The sequence below is a fragment of the Weissella paramesenteroides genome, from assembly GCF_051903945.1.
In the GTDB taxonomy this organism is placed as follows: Bacteria; Bacillota; Bacilli; order Lactobacillales; family Lactobacillaceae; genus Weissella; species Weissella paramesenteroides_A.
The window spans coordinates 1782881-1801951 of sequence record NZ_CP192268.1 but is presented as its reverse complement, the minus strand read 5'-3'; the positions used below and the strand labels follow the sequence as shown (position 1 = coordinate 1801951).

General features: G+C 38.2%; 14 protein-coding genes and 4 tRNA genes. 13 read left to right on the top strand and 5 right to left on the bottom strand.

Annotated elements, in window-relative coordinates:
* Nucleotides 1-135 precede the first annotated feature (135 nt).
* A complete protein-coding gene (locus ACQ4QH_RS08930; protein ID WP_439818095.1) occupies nucleotides 136-1470 on the bottom strand; it encodes an ISL3 family transposase in 1335 nt (444 codons plus the stop codon).
* A 265-nt stretch (nucleotides 1471-1735) separates the two neighbouring features.
* Between ACQ4QH_RS08930 and ACQ4QH_RS08925 the strand changes: the two genes are divergently transcribed.
* The 6 genes from ACQ4QH_RS08925 to ACQ4QH_RS08900 all read left to right on the top strand — a co-directional run bounded on the left by ACQ4QH_RS08925 (nucleotide 1736) and on the right by ACQ4QH_RS08900 (nucleotide 9003).
* The gene (locus tag ACQ4QH_RS08925) at nucleotides 1736-2188 is read left to right on the top strand and encodes a CopY/TcrY family copper transport repressor (RefSeq protein WP_439818573.1); all 453 of its coding nucleotides are present in this window, start codon (nucleotides 1736-1738) and stop codon (nucleotides 2186-2188) included.
* 18 nt (nucleotides 2189-2206) lie between these two features.
* Nucleotides 2207-2578, top strand: coding sequence for a cupredoxin domain-containing protein (locus ACQ4QH_RS08920; protein ID WP_439818572.1), 372 nt, complete (start codon nucleotides 2207-2209; stop codon nucleotides 2576-2578).
* A gap of 18 nt (nucleotides 2579-2596) precedes the next feature.
* The gene (locus ACQ4QH_RS08915) at nucleotides 2597-2866 is read left to right on the top strand and encodes a cupredoxin domain-containing protein (RefSeq protein ID WP_439818571.1); all 270 of its coding nucleotides are present in this window, start codon (nucleotides 2597-2599) and stop codon (nucleotides 2864-2866) included.
* 8 nt (nucleotides 2867-2874) lie between these two features.
* Complete coding sequence (locus ACQ4QH_RS08910) at nucleotides 2875-4791, top strand: copper-translocating P-type ATPase (RefSeq protein ID WP_439818570.1); 1917 nt, start codon at nucleotides 2875-2877, stop codon at nucleotides 4789-4791.
* Between the two features lie 409 nt (nucleotides 4792-5200).
* On the top strand, nucleotides 5201-7894 hold the full coding sequence (adhE, locus tag ACQ4QH_RS08905) for a bifunctional acetaldehyde-CoA/alcohol dehydrogenase (protein WP_439818569.1): 2694 nt from the start codon (nucleotides 5201-5203) through the stop codon (nucleotides 7892-7894).
* 278 nt (nucleotides 7895-8172) lie between these two features.
* Nucleotides 8173-9003: an exodeoxyribonuclease III gene (locus ACQ4QH_RS08900; RefSeq protein ID WP_439818568.1), complete on the top strand. Its 831-nt coding sequence runs from the start codon at nucleotides 8173-8175 to the stop codon at nucleotides 9001-9003.
* A gap of 266 nt (nucleotides 9004-9269) precedes the next feature.
* On the opposite strand, the gene ACQ4QH_RS08895 is transcribed toward ACQ4QH_RS08900, so the two are convergent.
* A tRNA-Glu gene (locus ACQ4QH_RS08895) sits at nucleotides 9270-9341 on the bottom strand.
* A gap of 33 nt (nucleotides 9342-9374) precedes the next feature.
* Nucleotides 9375-9446: transfer RNA gene (locus ACQ4QH_RS08890), tRNA-Glu, on the bottom strand.
* A 215-nt stretch (nucleotides 9447-9661) separates the two neighbouring features.
* Between ACQ4QH_RS08890 and ACQ4QH_RS08885 the strand changes: the two genes are divergently transcribed.
* From ACQ4QH_RS08885 to ACQ4QH_RS08870, 4 genes are all read left to right on the top strand, one after another.
* The gene (locus tag ACQ4QH_RS08885; RefSeq protein WP_436582342.1) at nucleotides 9662-10333 is read left to right on the top strand and encodes a histidine phosphatase family protein; all 672 of its coding nucleotides are present in this window, start codon (nucleotides 9662-9664) and stop codon (nucleotides 10331-10333) included.
* Nucleotides 10311-11627 carry a GTPase HflX gene (gene hflX / locus ACQ4QH_RS08880; RefSeq protein WP_439818567.1) on the top strand — a complete coding sequence of 439 codons (1317 nt, stop codon included), beginning with the start codon at nucleotides 10311-10313 and terminating at the stop codon, nucleotides 11625-11627. Before ACQ4QH_RS08885 ends, hflX begins: the two co-directional genes overlap by 23 nt.
* Before the next feature lie 148 nt (nucleotides 11628-11775).
* Nucleotides 11776-13503, top strand: coding sequence for an ABC transporter ATP-binding protein (locus ACQ4QH_RS08875; RefSeq protein WP_439818566.1), 1728 nt, complete (start codon nucleotides 11776-11778; stop codon nucleotides 13501-13503).
* On the top strand, nucleotides 13493-15280 hold the full coding sequence (locus ACQ4QH_RS08870) for an ABC transporter ATP-binding protein (RefSeq protein ID WP_439818565.1): 1788 nt from the start codon (nucleotides 13493-13495) through the stop codon (nucleotides 15278-15280). The genes ACQ4QH_RS08875 and ACQ4QH_RS08870 overlap by 11 nt, the downstream gene beginning before the upstream one ends.
* Before the next feature lie 104 nt (nucleotides 15281-15384).
* Here the strand turns inward: ACQ4QH_RS08870 and ACQ4QH_RS08865 are convergent.
* Together ACQ4QH_RS08865 and ACQ4QH_RS08860 are read right to left on the bottom strand one after the other, a co-directional pair.
* Nucleotides 15385-15456: transfer RNA gene (locus ACQ4QH_RS08865), tRNA-Asn, on the bottom strand.
* A 134-nt stretch (nucleotides 15457-15590) separates the two neighbouring features.
* A tRNA-Asn gene (locus ACQ4QH_RS08860) sits at nucleotides 15591-15662 on the bottom strand.
* 197 nt (nucleotides 15663-15859) lie between these two features.
* On the opposite strand from ACQ4QH_RS08860, the gene ACQ4QH_RS08855 reads away from it, so the two are divergent.
* The 3 genes from ACQ4QH_RS08855 (at nucleotide 15860) to ACQ4QH_RS08845 (ending at nucleotide 19071) form a co-directional block, all read left to right on the top strand.
* Entirely contained in the window at nucleotides 15860-16582 is a 723-nt protein-coding gene (locus tag ACQ4QH_RS08855) for a MucBP domain-containing protein (protein WP_439818564.1), read from the top strand.
* Between the two features lie 17 nt (nucleotides 16583-16599).
* Nucleotides 16600-17565: a mannose-6-phosphate isomerase, class I gene (manA, locus tag ACQ4QH_RS08850; RefSeq protein WP_439819521.1), complete on the top strand. Its 966-nt coding sequence runs from the start codon at nucleotides 16600-16602 to the stop codon at nucleotides 17563-17565.
* A gap of 153 nt (nucleotides 17566-17718) precedes the next feature.
* Nucleotides 17719-19071 (top strand): MurT ligase domain-containing protein, encoded by a 1353-nt coding sequence (locus tag ACQ4QH_RS08845; RefSeq protein ID WP_439818563.1) that lies wholly within the window; start codon nucleotides 17719-17721, stop codon nucleotides 19069-19071.

Genomic DNA, 19071 nt, shown 5'->3' with positions numbered 1-19071 from the left:
TTTTGGAACACGTTTATGCTATAAAACTTTCATGCTGATAATTAATATATTTTGGCTCTATGTCAAATAGCGTGAAAAATCGTAAAATCGATCTAAAGAGTTTGTGAAATATAGCTTGTGAATCTGATGATTTTGTCAGACTCGCAAGCTTTTTTTAGTTAGTAGGTTCATAAAACTAGCGTTTATATGTTTGCGATTGAATAGTTGTAGACGTATTCTGAAAAAATAATTCAATGAATTACCATAGCCATATGCCGTACGGCCAATTTGTTTAATGCGACGATTAATGCCTTCAATACGTCCGTTAGAAGGTGTTTGTAAAAAGGCATTTCTGATACTTTTTAGATTTTTCTTGTAGGTTAAAATCACCTGGTCCATTGCTGAGTGATTGGGCTTGTATTGCGATAAAATTACTGAAAATTCATCAAACGAACGAGATCGTTGCGCACGTAAGACGGCTTGGTATATTTTATAATCTTGTTTGAATTTTGGTGATAGACCAAAGATAAGTTGTAGAGCATCTTGTGGATATAGGTACTCATTAATTCCTTTGAACCATCGTGGTTGCGTTGTGTCTATCTTTGACTGGTCTGTAATAAAGAATTGCCAGTTAGATTTTAGTAGTTTATATACACGACTACGCTTATTATTAATTGTTCGTTGTAGTGTGATACGTGTGGATTGTACAGCCTTCATGGCTAATTGAATGATATGAAAACGATCAATGATAATTTGAGCGTTAGGAAACATCACCCGTAAGGGTGCGCTATAATTAGCGTTCATATCAGTAACGACGTATTGTACACGTTGACGATTAGATAGGTCGTAGTTAGATAAATACCTACGAATATCTATACTGGTACGGGTTGGAAAAATCTCAATTAAATCACTCGTCGTGCCATTTATCATTTCAAAACCGTAATGATGCTTTGCATAGAGTACTTCATCAACACAAATGACCGTAGGTAATGATTTTGTATAATTCGTACGATATGCTTTAGCGGCATGATGCAGTAGTCGATTAACTTTGCTGTGTGATATATGCAAAATGTAAGCAATATCTTTTTCGGAAATATCACGTTTTGCTAAGTCAATAATTTGATGTAACAATGGCCGTGAGATAGTTGAATTGGACATAAAATCTTTTGATTGTGCTATAAATGTGTTTTTACAACGTAGACATTGATAACGTTGCTTGGTTAACAATAAAATTTGTTGATAACCGTTTGCTGTGGGTAATTTGTATGATGCAGTATCGGTACCAGCCAGATAAAAATGTCCCGACAATAAGAAACCACATTGCGGACAATGCTCTGGAACTGTCGTTAACGTTGCGCGATAGCGTAAGATTTGGTGTTGATCATGACCTATGGTCATTAATTCATTAAAATCACCGTTATCAGAAATTAAAAATTTAATGTTTTTGTCTGTTAAACCAACTGAATTTAGGATAGAATCATTAATGGACATCAATAAATACCTCGTATCTGTTTTTTTCGTCGATTACATTTTACGCCGGTATATTATTGGTGTCTTTTTATATTTGTGAAAAAGGCGAAATAAAAAGCGTGAAATTTTTAGTTTCACGCTAGAAAGTATAGAGCCTATATTTTTAGCATAAAGGGTAGGGTTGGAACAAAAGAAAATGTTCCAACCCTTTTTTGTTTACAAACGTCAACAAAAAGGGCTATACTGATTACAGTTACAAATGTAGACGAAAAAGAGAGGTGAGACCATGGCGCAGGCAAAAGAGATGTCGACTGCTGAGTGGGAGTTAATGCGTGTCGTTTGGACCTTACATGAGGCTAGTAGTAGTGACATCATTATGGCAATTCGGGGAAAAAAAGATTGGACTGAATCAACCATTAAAACTTTATTACGCCGGCTGGTGCAAAAAGAAGTTCTAACAACGCGTAAAGAAGGACGAAAATTTATCTATCAACCATTGATTGGTGAAGATGATGCGATGGATCAAATGACAACTGAAGTTTTTAGTCGTTTGTGTCGCATGAAAAAGGGCCGCACCATGGCAAAATTGGTGGCAAATACAACATTAAGTCAAACTGATATTAAGGAATTACAAAAAATTTTAGCTGAAAAATTGCAAACAGCACCAGAGACGGTGACTTGTGATTGTATTGCACCAATGAGTTGTGAGCATTGCGAAAGTGGTTCTGTGATGGCTTAGAAAGGAGTGTTAGTTCATATGGCAAGAATAATTGTGTTACTTATTGGAATTGTTATCATTGGTTTTATTGTCTGGTGGTTCTTTGGCAAACATGAAGCAGTGACTGAAACGGCAGCTATTGCATCAGATCAACAAGACGTTGATATCCTTGTTAAGGGAGGATATTCACCAGAACAAGTTGTTTTAAAACAAGGTGTGCCAGCTAAATTACATTTTACGAGAACTGATCCATCGAGTTGCTTAGATCATGTTGTTTTCCCTGATTTTGGAATCAATCAGGCTTTACCACAAAATCAAGAAGAAACGATTACGATTGATACAAGTAAACCTGGTGAATATGGTTGGGCATGTGGTATGGACATGTTCCATGGCAAAGTTATTATTAAATGACAATAAAGGAGAAAAAAGATGAGTGAACTACAAAAAGTAAATGTAACAGTCGCAGGTGGTTATGGTCCAGAAGTGGTCAATTTAAAACAAGGCGTGCCAGCAGAAATTACCTTCACTCGTACTAGTGCGCAGGGATGTTTGGATGTGGTCCATTCAAAAGAACTGGGTTTTGAAGAGAATTTACCAATTGATGAACCTAGAACAGTCAGCGTTAGCACTGAAGAATCCGGTGAATTTGATTTTAGCTGTGGTATGGATATGTTCCATGGTAAAGTCGTGGTAAAGTAGGTGAACCCATGAAAATTACCAAACGGTTTTGGATATCATTGATATTGTCGCTGCCAATGTTAATTGCAATGATTGTCATGCCGTTCACGCATTGGATGTTGCCAGGTGGTGAGGTGACAATGTTAATTTTAACATCGGTCATTATGTTGATTTCAGCGCGTCCGTTTTTATCTAGTGCTTGGTCTTCTTTTCAAAAGCATCACTCAAATATGGATACATTGATTGCAGTTGGAACGGGAACTGCTTATATATATAGTATTTATGCGATGTTTACGGGGAAAGCTGTCTTTTTTGAGAGTGCAGCTTTTGTGATCACTTTTGTCTTGCTTGGACAAGTACTTGAAGAAAGAATGCGCGATAACGCTTCTTCGGCGATTGAAAAATTGATGGACCTACAAGCAAAAGATGCTGAAGTAAAGCGTGATGGTAAATTTATTCAATTACCACTGGAAGAAGTGGTTGCTAATGATTTAATTCGAGTGCGGCCAGGTCAAAAGATAGCCGTTGATGGGAAAATTGTTGATGGTACATCAACCATTGATGAATCGATGGTTACTGGCGAGAGTATGCCAGTTACTAGACAAATTGGGGATGAAGTCATTGGCTCAACAATGAATCTGACAGGAACGTTCGTTTTTCGTGCCGAAAAGGTGGGTGACCAAACCATGCTTGCCCAAATTGTAACCTTAGTTAAAAAGGCACAGTCTAGTCATGCACCAATTCAAAAACTTACCGACCGTGTATCGGATATCTTCGTACCAGTTGTTTTGATTGTTGCAATCTTAACTTTCTTGATTTGGTATGTCTTTATCGGCCATGATGTCTCACATTCATTGATTTTTGCCGTTTCAGTTGTCGTGATTGCTTGTCCATGTGCACTTGGGTTGGCAACGCCAACTGCCTTGATGGTTGGTACGGGTCGTGGTGCCAAAATGGGCATTTTGATTAAAAATGGCGAGGTGCTCGAAAAAGTCAATGCTGTAGATACTGTTGTTTTTGATAAGACAGGTACAATTACTGTTGGTAAGCCCGAAGTAACCGATATTGTTGGCAATGAAAAACAAGTTCTGACTTTAGCAGCACGATTAGAAGCCGATTCAGAACACCCATTGGCACTGGCAATCTTAGCAGAGGCTAAGAAACAACAAATAGATTTGGTACCAGTCAAAGATTTTCAAGCATTATCTGGAAAAGGTGTGCAAGCAACGATCGATAATCAGCGTGCGTTTGTTGGTAATAATCGCTTATTAGATGATGCATCAATCACTGATGAGTTAAAGCTACGGATGAAACAGTTGCAAAAGGAAGCTAAAACAGTCGTGTTGGTTGGACAACAGAAACAAGTGATTGGGCTCATTGCGATCCAGGATACACCAAAAGAAACTTCTGCTAAAGCAATTTCAGCCTTAAAATCGCGAGGCTTAAAGACAATTATGCTGACTGGTGATAATAAACAAGTTGCGCAGGCGATTGCGGATGAAGTTGGTATTGATGAGGTGATTGCGGAAGTATTACCAGCAGAAAAGGCTGATAAAATAAATGCGCTACAAAAAAATAGTACAGTGGCGTTTGTTGGGGATGGTATCAATGACGCACCAGCACTAACTACCGCAGATGTTGGCATTGCGATGGGATCAGGAACTGATATTGCGATCGATGCCGGTGGTATTGTGTTAGTCAAAAATGATTTACGTGACGTCGATACCGCTTTGGCTTTGAGCAAGAAAACCTTTGGTAGGATTAAATTGAATCTTTTCTGGGCATTTGTTTATAATGTGCTGGGAATTCCAGTTGCTGCGGGAGTGTTTTATGGTCTTGGATTTATTTTGAGTCCGGAAATTGCCGGTGTTGCAATGGCACTCAGTTCTCTATCAGTTGTTATTAGTTCAGTATTACTTGGAAAAACAAGACTTGCAATGAGTTAGATTAAATTAAGAGAGCGAGACAAAAATCGTTTTGAAGCCAATGTGTAAAGCATTTATGCTAAAAAAGTTACAAGCTTAGAATTTATACAATTTTAGCAGAATGAGGTTGGAACATTTTCTTTTGTTCCAACCTCATTATTTTTTATAGTTGAAAATGTGTAATTTTAAGAATATTTTGTTTGTTTAAAAAATAAAATCGGGCAAAATATGTAAGCGCTTCATTTGTTAATAAATGAGCAATGTCGCCTGTTTTGATGTATGTTAAGTTTGTGAAAAATAATGAAAACTAGCGTGAAAGCTTGATAAAACACAATTTATATAGTTGACAGGCGTTGTGTATTTGCTATAATTAACATTGTTAAAAGATGAGCAAAGTTAATGAATTTAAACAATTTGAGAGGTAGATACAATGACTACTACGACTAAAAAAAAGAAAATACTGACACCTGAAGAAAAGGCAGCTCACTATGCTGCTGCCGAAGAGATGACTAATAAATTAGTTGATCAGGCAGCAGTTGCTTTACAAAAATTTGAAACTTACACGCAAGAGCAAGTTGATAAGATTGTCGCAGCCATGGCCCTAGCTGGTTCTGAAAATGCTTTACTACTTGCTCACGAAGCTTATGATGAAACGGGACGTGGTGTTATTGAAGATAAAGATACTAAAAACCGTTTTGCATCAGAATCTGTTTATAATGCAATTAAGAACGATAAAACAGTTGGTGTTATTTCAGAAGATAAGGTAAGTGGAAAAGTTGAATTAGTTGCACCACTTGGTATCTTAGCAGGAATTGTGCCAACAACGAATCCAACATCAACGACAATTTTTAAGTCAATGTTAACAGCAAAAACTCGTAATGTGATTGTCTTTGCGTTCCATCCACAAGCACAGCGATCTTCTGCTCATGCTGCTAAAATCGTTTATGATGCTGCGGTTGCAGCTGGTGCACCTAAGAACTTCATCCAATGGATTGAAACGCCATCAATTGATGCGACAAATGCATTGATTAAGAATCCAAAAATTGCATCAATTTTAGCAACTGGAGGTCCATCAATGGTTAATGCAGCATTGCATTCTGGAAACCCATCAATGGGTGTTGGTGCCGGAAATGGTGCCGTATATGTTGATAAAACAGCTAATGTTGATCGTGCAGTTTCTGACTTACTATTATCAAAGCGTTTTGATAATGGTATGATTTGTGCATCAGAGAATTCAGTGGTTATTGATGCATCAATCTATGATGAAATGCTACAAAAACTTCAAGAACAAGGTGCTTATTTGACACCAAAGAAAGATTATCAAAAGATTTCTGACTTTGTGTTCAAGCCAACTGGTGATGGTTATGGGGTAACTGGACCGGTTGCTGGTCGTTCTGGTCGCTGGATTGCTGAGCAAGCTGGACTAAAATTACCACAGGATAAAGATGTTCTACTGTTTGAACTTGAAAAGCGCCATATTGGGGAACCACTTTCATCTGAGAAGTTAAGTCCATTATTGTCAATTTACAAGGCACAGGATCGTAACGAAGCGGTTGAAATTGTGCGCGCATTATTGAACTACCAGGGGGCTGGTCACAATGCGGCAATTCAAATTGGGGCACAAGATGATCCGTTTGTTAAAGAATATGCAGATAGAGTCGAAGCATCACGTATTTTGGTCAACCAACCCGACTCAATTGGTGGTGTTGGGGACATTTATACAGATGCTTTGCGACCATCACTAACGCTTGGAACTGGTACTTGGGGGAAGAATTCATTGTCGCATAATCTATCAACTTATGATCTATTAAATGTTAAGACAGTCGCTCGTCGTCGTAACCGTCCACAGTGGGTTCGTTTACCAAAGGATATTTACTACGAAACGAATGCGATTACGTATTTACAAGAATTACCAGATGTTGATCGTGCGTTTATCGTAGCCGATCCAGGTATGGTCAAGTTTGGTTTCGTGGATAAGATTTTGGATCAATTTGCACTTCGTGATGATCAAGTAAAAACATCATTCTATGGTTCAGTAAGTCCAGATCCAACGATTTCACAAGCAATTGAAATTGCGCGCCAAATGGCTGATTTTAAACCAGATACTGTGGTTTTGCTTGGTGGTGGTTCAGCGCTTGATGCTGGTAAGATTGCGCGGTTCTTGTATGAGTACTCAGCAACAAATCCAGACATTTTGTATGATGATGAAGCACTGAAAAACTTGTTCCAAGAATTAGCACAAAAGTTTATGGATATTCGTAAGCGTATTGTAAAGTTTGAGCACCAACGTCTTACTCAGATGGTTGCGATTCCAACGACCTCAGGTACTGGTTCTGAAGTAACACCATTTGCGGTTATTACTGATGATGAAACACATGTTAAGTATCCCTTGGCAGATTACGAGTTAACACCACAAGTAGCGATTGTTGATCCAGAATTTGTCATGACAGTACCTAGTCGTACAGTTGCTTATTCAGGTATGGATGCATTGTCACACGCTCTAGAGTCATATGTCTCAGTAATGTCTTCAGAGTTTACGCGTCCATGGGCTTTGCAAGCAATCAAGTTGATTTTTGATTATCTAGAAGAATCATATAATTATGATGCAAAGAATCCAACAAAGGAAGGTGAGATTGCTCGTTCAAAGATGCACTACGCCTCAACATTAGCTGGTATGTCATTTGGAAATGCTTTCTTGGGATTAAATCACGCGATTGCTCACAAAACTGGTGGGGCTTTCGGTCTACCTCACGGATTAGCAATTTCAATTGCCATGACACATGTTATCAAGTTTAATGGTGTGACTGGTAACGTTAAGCGGACGCCATTCCCACGTTATGAGACGTACACTGCACAAAAAGACTATGCCGATATTGCTCGTTACCTTGGTTTGACGGGTAATAATGATGCCGAGTTAGTTCAAGCATTGATTAATAAGATTGAGAATTTGGCTGCAAAGTTGAATATGGATCTAACACTTTCTGGTAATGGCGTGAAGAAAGAAGATTTTGATCGTGAACTATCAGGATTGATGGATCTTATTTACAATGATCAAACAACGCCAGGAAATCCTCGTCAACCACGTTTGAATGAGATTGAACAATTGTTGCATGACCAATTTTAGTCATTAATGATAAACCAAAGTGTGATAAAAGACGCTTTGGAGCCGATAGTAACGATAATTAGCCGATGTTGGTTCGTAGCAAAACAAAGAGCCGACATCGGCTAATTGTTGTTACAGTAAGACTTCAGTCTTTTGGAACACGTTTAAAGGGGCAATAATCTACCGAAGTCAAATAGGTGGATTATTGCCCCTTTCAGCCTATAATGGCTGGTTATGTCCCAGTCTTGTTTTTTGTTATAATGAATAAAAATGATTTTTCAAAGAGGAACGGTGGCAAAATGAAGTTTATATCATGGAATATTGATAGTATCAATGCAGCTGTCGAACATAAGTCAGTGCGTGGTGAAATGACCTGGGAAGTCTTACAACAGATTGCCTTAGAAAAGCCAGATGTGTTAGCTATTCAAGAGACAAAATTAAAGGCAACTGGCTTAACTAAGAAACAGGAAACAGCCTTAGATGAATTATTTCCTAATTACTACCGTTATTTAAGAATGAGTACCGGACGTTCAGGTTATTCCGGAACGATGATGTTGACTCGCCATGAGCCAATTAGTGTGACGATGCCTGAAATCGGAGCACCTGGTGAAATGGATATCGAAGGTCGCATCATTACATTGGAGTTTGAAAATAATTATGTTTCAACTGTCTATACGCCGAATTCGGGTAGTGGGTTAGCGCGCTTAGAGGATCGTCAAGCGTGGGATGATGCCTATCGTACCTATGTGCAAACGTTGGATGCCACAAAACCAGTTATCTTTTCTGGTGATTTTAATGTTGCTCATCAAGAAATCGACTTGAAGAATCCAAAATCTAATCACAAAAAAGCGGGTTTCACTAATGAAGAACGTGAACACTTCAGCCAGTTACTAGATGCAGGATTTACGGATACATTCCGCTATCTACATCCGGATCAGGCAGGTGTTTACACTTGGTGGGCGCAAATTTCAAAAACCTCAAAGATCAATAATTCTGGCTGGCGGATTGATTACTATTTGACTTCAAATCGACTAGCTGATCAAGTGGGCGAATTATCGGTCATTGACACTGGTGCTCGTCAGGATCATGCGCCAATCAAATTAGAAATGACTGATGGATTTATGTTGTGATCATTGAATAATAAGATAGCGACGAAAACTTATTAAAGGAAGCGAGATAATTGACTTTAGCCCTTTGAAACATGGGTATGCTATCAAAATTACATGCTTATGGTTAATACGTTTTTAGTATAGAAAAGTTGGAACGGTCTCTTTTGTTCCAACTTTTTTTCAATGTAATAACTATTTTTATTATGTATACCTAAACAAAAACACGGGTACCTCTACAAAGAAGTAACCGTGTTGACGTGTAATCATTATGTATGATCTCTAATATATAGCCCAACAGGGAGTCGAACCCTGGATTCCGCGCTGAGAACGCGACGTCTTAACCACTTGACCATTGGGCCATGATGATAAATTGTAGCAAAGCTATTTTATAATAGCCCAACAGGGAGTCGAACCCTGGATTCCGCGCTGAGAACGCGACGTCTTAACCACTTGACCATTGGGCCAATATTATCATCTTTGTCTTAACAACAATAATTAACTATACAGTGAAACGCTGTTCCTGTCAATATTATTATTGCATAATTGTTGCTTCTGATTTGCTTTTTTAAAATAAAGTGGTAAAGGTAGTTAACTTAATGAGGAATAAAGTACTTAATGTTACAATTGTAAGTAATAACTTACAAATAAAAATGTGAAAAGCGAAGAGGAGCTCAGAATAATGTCATTCAATTTATATCTTGTACGTCATGGACAAACGATTTTTAATCATTACGAACGCATGCAAGGTTGGAGCAATGCACCACTAACTGATAAGGGAATTTCAGATGGTTATGCTGCTGGTGATCGCTTAGAGAATATTCGCTTTGATGCGGCGTATTCTTCTGACTTGCAACGTGCGATTCAGACGGCGGAGTTTGTCCTATCACGTAACAAGCAAAGCGGTGATTTGAAAGAACCAGAGCAACTACAACAATTACGTGAACAGTTTTTTGGCTTCTTTGAAGGTTTACCAAGTGATAAAAGTTCACAGTTAATTGCCGAAAAGAATGGCTTAGCAAATGTTGAGACATATGCTGATATAATGGCAAATCTTAGCCAAGATGATGTGATGGATGCGATGCATGCTGCCGATCCAACTGGGGATGCTGAAGATGCGCAAATGTTTTGGGCTCGTGTTAATAAAGGATTGGAAATGTTACGCCGAAACACGAGAGATGGTCAAAATATTTTAGTCGTGTCACATGGGACATTGATTCGAAACTTGGTTGCTCAGTATGCGTCTCATGAATTAGCTGTAGAAAAGCCACTTAATGGGTCTGTTACAATTTGGGAAGTAACAGACGATGATTTGAAACTAAAGGTATATAATGACACAGCAACAAAATGGTAAGAAAAATATGATAGAAAACGAACAACAACCAACTCGGCAAGTAATCTTAGCTGGGCTAGATCAACAGAATGAAAATTTTGATTACGAGATGACTGAATTAGCTAACTTAGCTGCTGCTAACAATATGACAGTTGTTGGTCGTGTTGTTCAAAAATTAGAAAAGCCTAACGCCGCAACATACTTTGGCAAAGGTAAAGTAGATGAATTAAAGGAAGCGTTGACCTACTATGATGCGGATATGGTGGTGACAAATGATGAACTATCACCATCGCAAATTCGTAATCTAGAGGCAGGAACAGCTGCTGATATTATGGATCGCACAGCATTAATTCTGGACATTTTTGCCTCTCGTGCCAAGACAAAAGTTGCTAAGTTACAAGTGGCAATTGCCCAATTAAAGTACCAATTACCTCGCTTGCGTACATCAATGAATATTCGTCTTGATCAACAAACTGGTGGTGGCGGTGGTAGCTTTACGAGTCGTGGTGCTGGGGAAACAAAACTGGAAACGAATCGTCGGCATATTCAACATCAAATATCATTATTACAAGCCGAATTGGCTAATATTGAGGCAGATGATGAGACGCGACGGGCTTACCGAGCAAAGCAGAGTATTCGTAATGTCGCTTTAGTTGGTTATACCAATGCAGGTAAATCAACGATTATGAATGGCTTGGTCAAACGTTTCGGTGATAATCCAGAGAAAACGGTTTTCCAAGCGGATATGTTGTTTGCTACCTTAGAAACTTCCGTACGTAAAATCCAATTACCGGATAAACAAAACTTTTTACTATCTGATACCGTTGGTTTTGTTTCTAAACTACCACACGGACTAGTGGCAGCTTTCCGTGCAACTCTAGCAGAGGCAGCAGATGCTGATTTACTCATCCAAGTCGTTGATTATTCTGATCCGCACTATCAAGAAATGATGGCTACGACTGCTGATACACTGAAAGAAATTGGTGTTGGGGATGTGCCAATGGTAATGGTATATAACAAGGCTGATAAAATACCAGAGCAAGTATATCCGGATCGGGCTGGAGATACTCTGATATTATCTGCTATTGATGAAGTGTCTCAGGATTCATTGGTTGAGGTAATTAAGGAACATATTTTTGCTGACTATGTTACAACAAAGCTACATGTGCCATTTAGTGATGGCCAAATCGTTAATGAATTAAACGAGCAGGCAACGGTTCATGAATTAGATTACGATGAATCAGGAACTATTTTGAATGTCACACTGACGCCAATTCAAGCTGCTCGTTTTGCGCAGTATGAAATGACTAAATAAATGAATTTGATAGAGAATCCAAGAACATGAAAGTGTTGTTGGTTTTTTTATCTCTAGTTTTTGTAAAGTAGATTGACAATTATACGCGAAGTAGTGATACAATAGCATACTACATGAATAAAAAATATGTGTTATGGGAGGAAGACAAATGAAGTTGCTCAAGCCTTTTATTGGGCGTTATAAACTTGATTTGACCATTGCCATTTTGATGGTTACCATCTCGTCAGTGGCGATGTTACTACAACCAACATTGCTTAGTGATATTGTGCAGGCAATTACGGATGACAATATGGGCAAGGTTAACAAAATTGGGATTCAATTATTGGTGTTAGCTCTTATTGGTCTGACGGCCGGTATTTTGAATACGATCTTTGCAGCACGAGCATCACAAGGGATTTCTGCTGATGTACGTGAAGCGACTTATCGTAAAATTCAAACATTTTCATTTGCAAATATTGAAAAATTTTCAGTTGGAAATTTGGTTGTTCGATTAACGAATGATATCACGCAAATTCAAAACGTGTTGATGCTTGTATTGCAACCATTAATGCGGATGCCAATTTTATTTGTTGGTGGCTTTATTTTAGCCATGCGATCAATTCCCAAATTATGGTGGATCGTCATTTTAATGATTATCCTTGTGGGATTTATTTCTTACATTGTTGTCAAAAACTTGGGAAAGCGCTTTGGGAAGATCCAATGGTTGATGGACAAAGTTAATGCTAAAGCAAAAGAAAATTTGCAAGGTGTGCGTGTGGTTAAGTCATTTAACCAAGAAGCGAATGAGGAAGCACGTTTTACTGATGTCTCAAATGAGTTGCGTGATGTTAATATCCAAATTGGTTATATTTTTGCGTTGATTATGCCAGCATTTATGTTCGTTGGGCAGGGGCTAATGGTCGTTGCCATCTATTCAGTCGGAAACATGGTCGATGCACAACCTGAATTATTAGCTCAAATTACAGGTTTTACTAACTATATTATGATTATCATGAACGCCATTATTATTGGTGGGATGATGATGTCCTTTGCAACACGTGCGTTCGTCTCAATGGGACGTATTCAAGAAGTTATGGACACCGAGCCAGAATTTACTTATGAAAATAATGAACGTCAAGATTTGGATGGTAGTGTTGAATTTGATGATGTGTCATTTACCTATCAAGATGATGACCATCCAACATTAAAGCATGTTTCGTTTAAAACTTCGCCTGGTGAAATGATTGGTATTGTTGGAGCTACAGGGTCTGGTAAATCAACTTTGGCACAATTGATTCCGCGTATTTATGATCCTAGTGCAGGAACGGTTAAAGTTGGTGGCGTTGATTTGAAACATATCAATGAGCATTCATTACGCCAAACAGTTTCCTTTGTCTTGCAAAAGGCAACATTGTTCTCGGGTACGATTGCTGATAACCTACGTCAAGGAATGGCAACTGCACAATTATCAGATATGAAACGTGCTGCAAACATTGCGCAAGCAGCAGAATTTATTGAACAATATGATGATAATTACGAACATGTAGTTGAGGAACGATCAGCCAATTTCTCTGGTGGCCAGAAGCAGCGTTTATCAATTGCTCGTGGTGTGATCGGTCAGCCAAAAATACTGATTTTGGACGATTCGACATCAGCTTTGGATGCACGTTCTGAAAAATTAGTAAAACAAGCATTGGATGAAGAACTGGGTGATACGACAACATTTATCATTGCTGAAAAAATTTCTTCAGTCATCAATGCAGATAATATTTTGGTTTTAGATAATGGTGAAATGGTGGCGTATGGACCGCATTCAGAATTAATGCAAACATCACCAGTTTATCAGGAGATTTATGCAACCCAAAAAGCAAAGGAGGCAATGAATAATGAAGAATAATTTAAATGAATCTGCAAAGTTCTTTGCCCACTACTTGAAACGTTTCAAGGTTGCCTTGTTTTTTATTTTGGTATTTACAATTTTAGCAACTTGGCTGCAAGTGAAAGCGCCAGTTTATATGGGTCGTTCAATCACTGAATTATCAAAATATTTGATGACTTATCTTAATCCGATGACGAAAAGCCAAGCTAGTCTCGCTGATTTTCATCAAGCGTTATTATTATTTGGATTATTTACCTTAATGATTTTAGCTGCTTTGTTTATCAACGGTCTATTGCAAGCAATTGTGGCACCAAAAGCAGTGAATGATATGCGTACTGGTTTGTTTGCCAAATTACAACGAATGACCGTACGTTATTTTGATAATCATCAAGACGGTGAAATTTTGTCACGTTTTACATCTGATTTAGATAATATCTTCAATGCCATGAATAATGCATTATTCCAAATTTTGCAACAAGTGGTCATGTTTATTGGGGTTATCTGGATGATGTTTAACGAGAGTCCTAAAATGGCTGTAGCAACGATGGCAACGACACCACTTGTTGTCATCGTCGGTATTGTGATCATGATTCAAGCAAAAAAGTATGTTGATATTCAACAAGCTGAAGTTGGACATTTGAATGGGTACATTAATGAGCAAATAAATGGTGAAAAGGTAATTATCACTAACGGTTTGCAAAAAGACTCTATTGAAGGTTTCGTCGAACATAATGAAAAGGTTCGACAGGCAATGGTTCGTTCACAAGCTTGGTCAGGGGTCCTTAATCCTATCATGCAAGGTTTAGGATTATTTAACTTGGCGATTATTATCTTCTTTGGTGCGAAGCTTGCCTTATCTGGTGATGTTGCATCACGTGCAACTGGATTGGGATTAATCGTTACTTTCGTTTCATTCTCACAACAATATTTCCAACCAATTTCACAAATTACATCGCTATACAATATGATGCAACAAGCGATGACTGGTGTGCATCGTTTGAATGATATTTTTAACCAAGATGAAGAAGTTAATCCAAAGAATGGTGTGCAGTTTGCTGGTGTGCAACATGATATTAAGTTGCAAGATGTTCACTTTGGTTATAATGAGGAACGTGAAATCATCCACGGTGTCGATATTGATGTTGTAAAGGGAGAAATGGTTGCCTTAGTTGGACCAACTGGATCTGGTAAAACAACGATTATGAACCTGCTGAACCGTTTTTATGATGTCACATCTGGTGCAGTTTTGTTTGATGATGTCGATGTTCGTGATATGGATTTAACGGCATTACGAGATAATGTTGGGATTGTGCTACAAGAGTCTGTGCTGTTTACCGGGACGGTTCGCGATAATATTACTTTTGGAAAGACTGATGCGACAGAAGAAGAGGTTATTTACGCTGCAAAGCAAGCTAATATCCATGATTTCATTATGACGCTGGAACATGGGTACGACACTGAGGTTTCTGATGAAAATTCAGTTTTCTCTACTGGTCAAAAGCAACTGTTATCGATTGCTCGTACGATTTTGACACAACCAGATTTGTTGATATTAGATGAAGCAACATCAAACGTGGATACAGTAACAGAAGAGAAGATTCAGCGTGCTATGGATAATGTCATTGCTGGTCGAACAAGTTTTGTCATTGCCCATCGTTTGAAGACAATTTTGAATGCCGATAAGATTGTTGTCTTGAAGGATGGCCGTATTATCGAACAAGGTAATCATGAAGCTTTGCTTGCACAAAATGGCTTTTACGCTGAATTGTATAAGAATCAAATGGTCTTTGATTAATTGTAGAAAAAGGGTTGAAATTTTAAAAAGAAATTTCAGTCCTTTTTTCGTACAAAAAAAGATGTTGCGCTTCAAATGAAGTACAACATCTTTTTACTATGTAACTGCTCTGGCTGGGTTCGAACCAGCGACCTCCTCATTAACAGTGAGTTATTCTACCACTGAACTACAGAGCAATAATCGTATCAAGCAATGTAATTAATATACAATGCTTATAATTAAAAGTCAACCAGATAAATGAAAGTTCTTTTAATTTATCTTATATATAAAAGAGATGTTTTGAAATGATCAGAATATTTCTTTTATATAACTGCTCTGGCTGGGTTCGAACCAGCGACCTCCTCATTAACAGTGAGTTATTCTACCACTGAACTACAGAGCAATAATTAACCAGCGAATATATTTAATATACATGTTTGAAAATTAAAAGTCAACCAGATAAATGAAAAAAATCTAATGATTGTTTTTTATAAAGAAATGAATCCTAAATAAAAAGTAAAAGGACGTCAATAAAAGAAGAAAAAATTTCATTTAATTGGTATGATAGAACTAATAAATGACGATTAGGAGGCAGCGCAGATGGCTGACTTTCAACTAAGTGGGATGCCCGTATGGGTTTATGCAAAAGATGTTGATACAAAAAGTGCGCTGACACGTGCACGGTTAATTGACGGTTATGTTGGTGAAACATTTTCAATTGATCCTGAGTCAATACCAGGCTATCGTTTTGTGTCTTCGGAAGGCACACTCACTGGTACTTTTGATGAGCAAAAAATGTATACGACAACATTTTACTATCAGCGTGAAGATGTTGCTGAAACAGAAAAATTAACGCACAAATATTTGCATATTTTTGCTAATATACAGCCAGTAGTTGGGGTAGAAGATGCAACTGAAACTGGTCAGAAATTGTGGGCAGGGTCTGTTGTGAAGGTTGCGCAACGAATGGCAACACGGACTGGCGATTTTTGGTATCAATTAGCAGATTCAAGGTGGCTCAAGTATGATATGCAAACCATGAAGCTAACTGATAATGATGGCCAACATCAACAACCGGTGGCCGAGTGGAAGCGACCAACTGTTTGGCAACCAACGCCATTTAGTGCACAAGGGCAGGTTGATTATATTCCGGGTGCTGATGTTGCTGTTTATTCACAACCATACGGTCACGAAATTGGTCGGATCCAGCATGGTGTTGCCGTAGAAGTTACAGAACAAGTAAAAGATCCTTCAGGAGTTACGTGGTATCACGTTGCTCAGCAGGGATGGTTGTCAAACATTTATTTATCGTTAAATATATAATTAGTCGGGGGAACATGATGACAGAACCATTGATATTAAAGCCAGCATTACATGAAAAAATTTGGGGTGGTACAGATTTACGTGACGTTTACGATTTTGAAATTCCATCAGAAAATACCGGTGAAGCATGGGTGATTTCGGGGCATCCCAATGGACCAGTTACGGTTACTAATGGTAAATATGCGGGGAAAACAGTTGCAGAATTATGGCATGATGAACCAACATTGTTTGCGAACAAAGATGTTGAGCGGCCATTTCCATTATTAGTAAAAATCTTAGATGCTCATCGTGATTTATCTGTTCAAGTACATCCTGATGATAAATATGCAGGTGAGCATGCAGGTGAATTAGGTAAAACAGAGTCTTGGTATATTTTATCTGCTGAACCAGGGGCAACCATTTATTATGGGCATACAGCCAAAGATAAGCAAACCTTCGATCAAGAGGTCGATCATGCGGATTGGGATAAATTATTACAAAAAGTTCCGGTCAAAGCAGGTGATTTCTTTTATGTTCCTTCTGGTACATTGCATGCACTGGGTGAAGGTGTATTAACATTGGAAACGCAACAGTCTTCAGATGTGACGTATCGTGTATATGATTTTGATCGTGTCGATGCAAAGACAGGTGAAAAGCGGGATTTGCATTTAGCTGATGCTAAGAATGTGACAACAGTTCCGTTTGTCCCTACTAAGCCAGAACAAAAGGTTTCACATATTGAGGATTTAACGCTCACGGAATTGGTCACTGCACCATATTTCAATGTTGTTAAATGGGAAATTGCAGGTCGAGCAACGGTCGATGCAACGGCACCTTATACATTAGCAACGGTTGTTGATGGTGACATTGAATTAACTGCCTTTGGGGTTACTTATTCCTTAGCTAAAGGGGCTAGTTTTATTTTACCTAACGATGTTGAATCATGGACAATTAATGGACGTGCAACCTTAATCACATCAACACCTGGGCCAAAATCACTATAATATAGAATCGTAACATTTATGTTAAAGGCGCCAACTGTCATATGAACAGTGGTGTCTTTATTTATTTCAAAATGGTAAAATTTGATAGATGATTACTACAAATAAAGTTGAAGATAAAAATGTGTGATCAATAAGCACAAGCAGGAGGATAACATGAGCCTTAAGAGTGGATTAGCAACTTTGGTTGGAAAGGGTACTTATGCTGTATTGCATGATATATTACACCGTGGTGGAACCTCATTGCCCGGGAAATTAGCAACAAAAATTGACCCTGATGTGATGCAAAGCTATGCTGAAAAATATGACGTTATCCTGATTACTGGAACGAACGGGAAGACGTTGACCACAACGTTGACGACACGGGTATTACGAGAAAAATATGCTGATGTCATCACCAATCCGTCTGGATCAAATATGATGCAGGGAATTACTGGTACCATGCTGACAGCTAAAGTTACTGATAAAAAACAACGGCCGGTGGCTTTACTTGAAGTTGATGAAGCCAATGTGGCTGCCGTTGCTAAACAATTGAAACCTAAAGCATTTGTGTTAACAAATATTTTTCGTGATCAAATGGATCGATATGGCGAAATTTACACAACTTATGAGAAAATTTTAAAAGGTATTCGTCTCTTTCCTGAAGCAACTGTGATTGCTAATGCTGATTCGCCAATTTTTATGCGTGGCGATTTGCCCAATCCAAAAGTTTATTATGGGTTTGATCATGTGCCAGCTACTGGAGATATGAAAGCGCCACATAATACTGATGGTGTGTTATCACCGACAGATAATGCCATCTTGCATTATCATTTTATGACATTTGGTAATCAGGGAGATTATTTTTCGGTAACTGATGATTTTAAACGACCAGCCTTGAACTATGCAGTGACAAAGTTGAATAAATTAACACCAATTTCATCGAATTTTGATATTGATGGCAAGACTTTCCAGATTGAAATTGGTGGTATGTACAATATTTATAACGCACTAGCAGCTTATGCAGTTGGTCGTTATATGGGTGTGTCAGTGGCGCAAATTCAACGAGCCTTTTCATCTAATGCGCAAATATTTGGACGCCAAGAAGCGGTCAAAGTCGATGATAAAGAAGTAACCATTGTCTTAATCAAAAATCCAGTAGGTGCTAATCAAGTGATTGATATGATGAAAACTGATGATCAACCATTCTCAATGATTGCCCTGTTAAATGCTAACTATGCGGATGGTATTGATACCAGTTGGATATGGGATGCCAATTTTGAATCATTACATGATACTGGTATTCAAGCTGTGGCAACAGGTGGTGAACGTTACAAAGACCTTTATGTTCGATTAAAGATGGCTGGTTTTGGTGATCATCCAGTTTATCAAGACTTGAAGCAAATTGTAACGGCAATCAAGTCAATGCCAACTAAGCGGGTTTATATCTTAGCAACCTACACCGCAATGCTACAATTACGTGCAGAATTGAAACAACAAAATTATATTCATACAGGAATGGGGGAATAA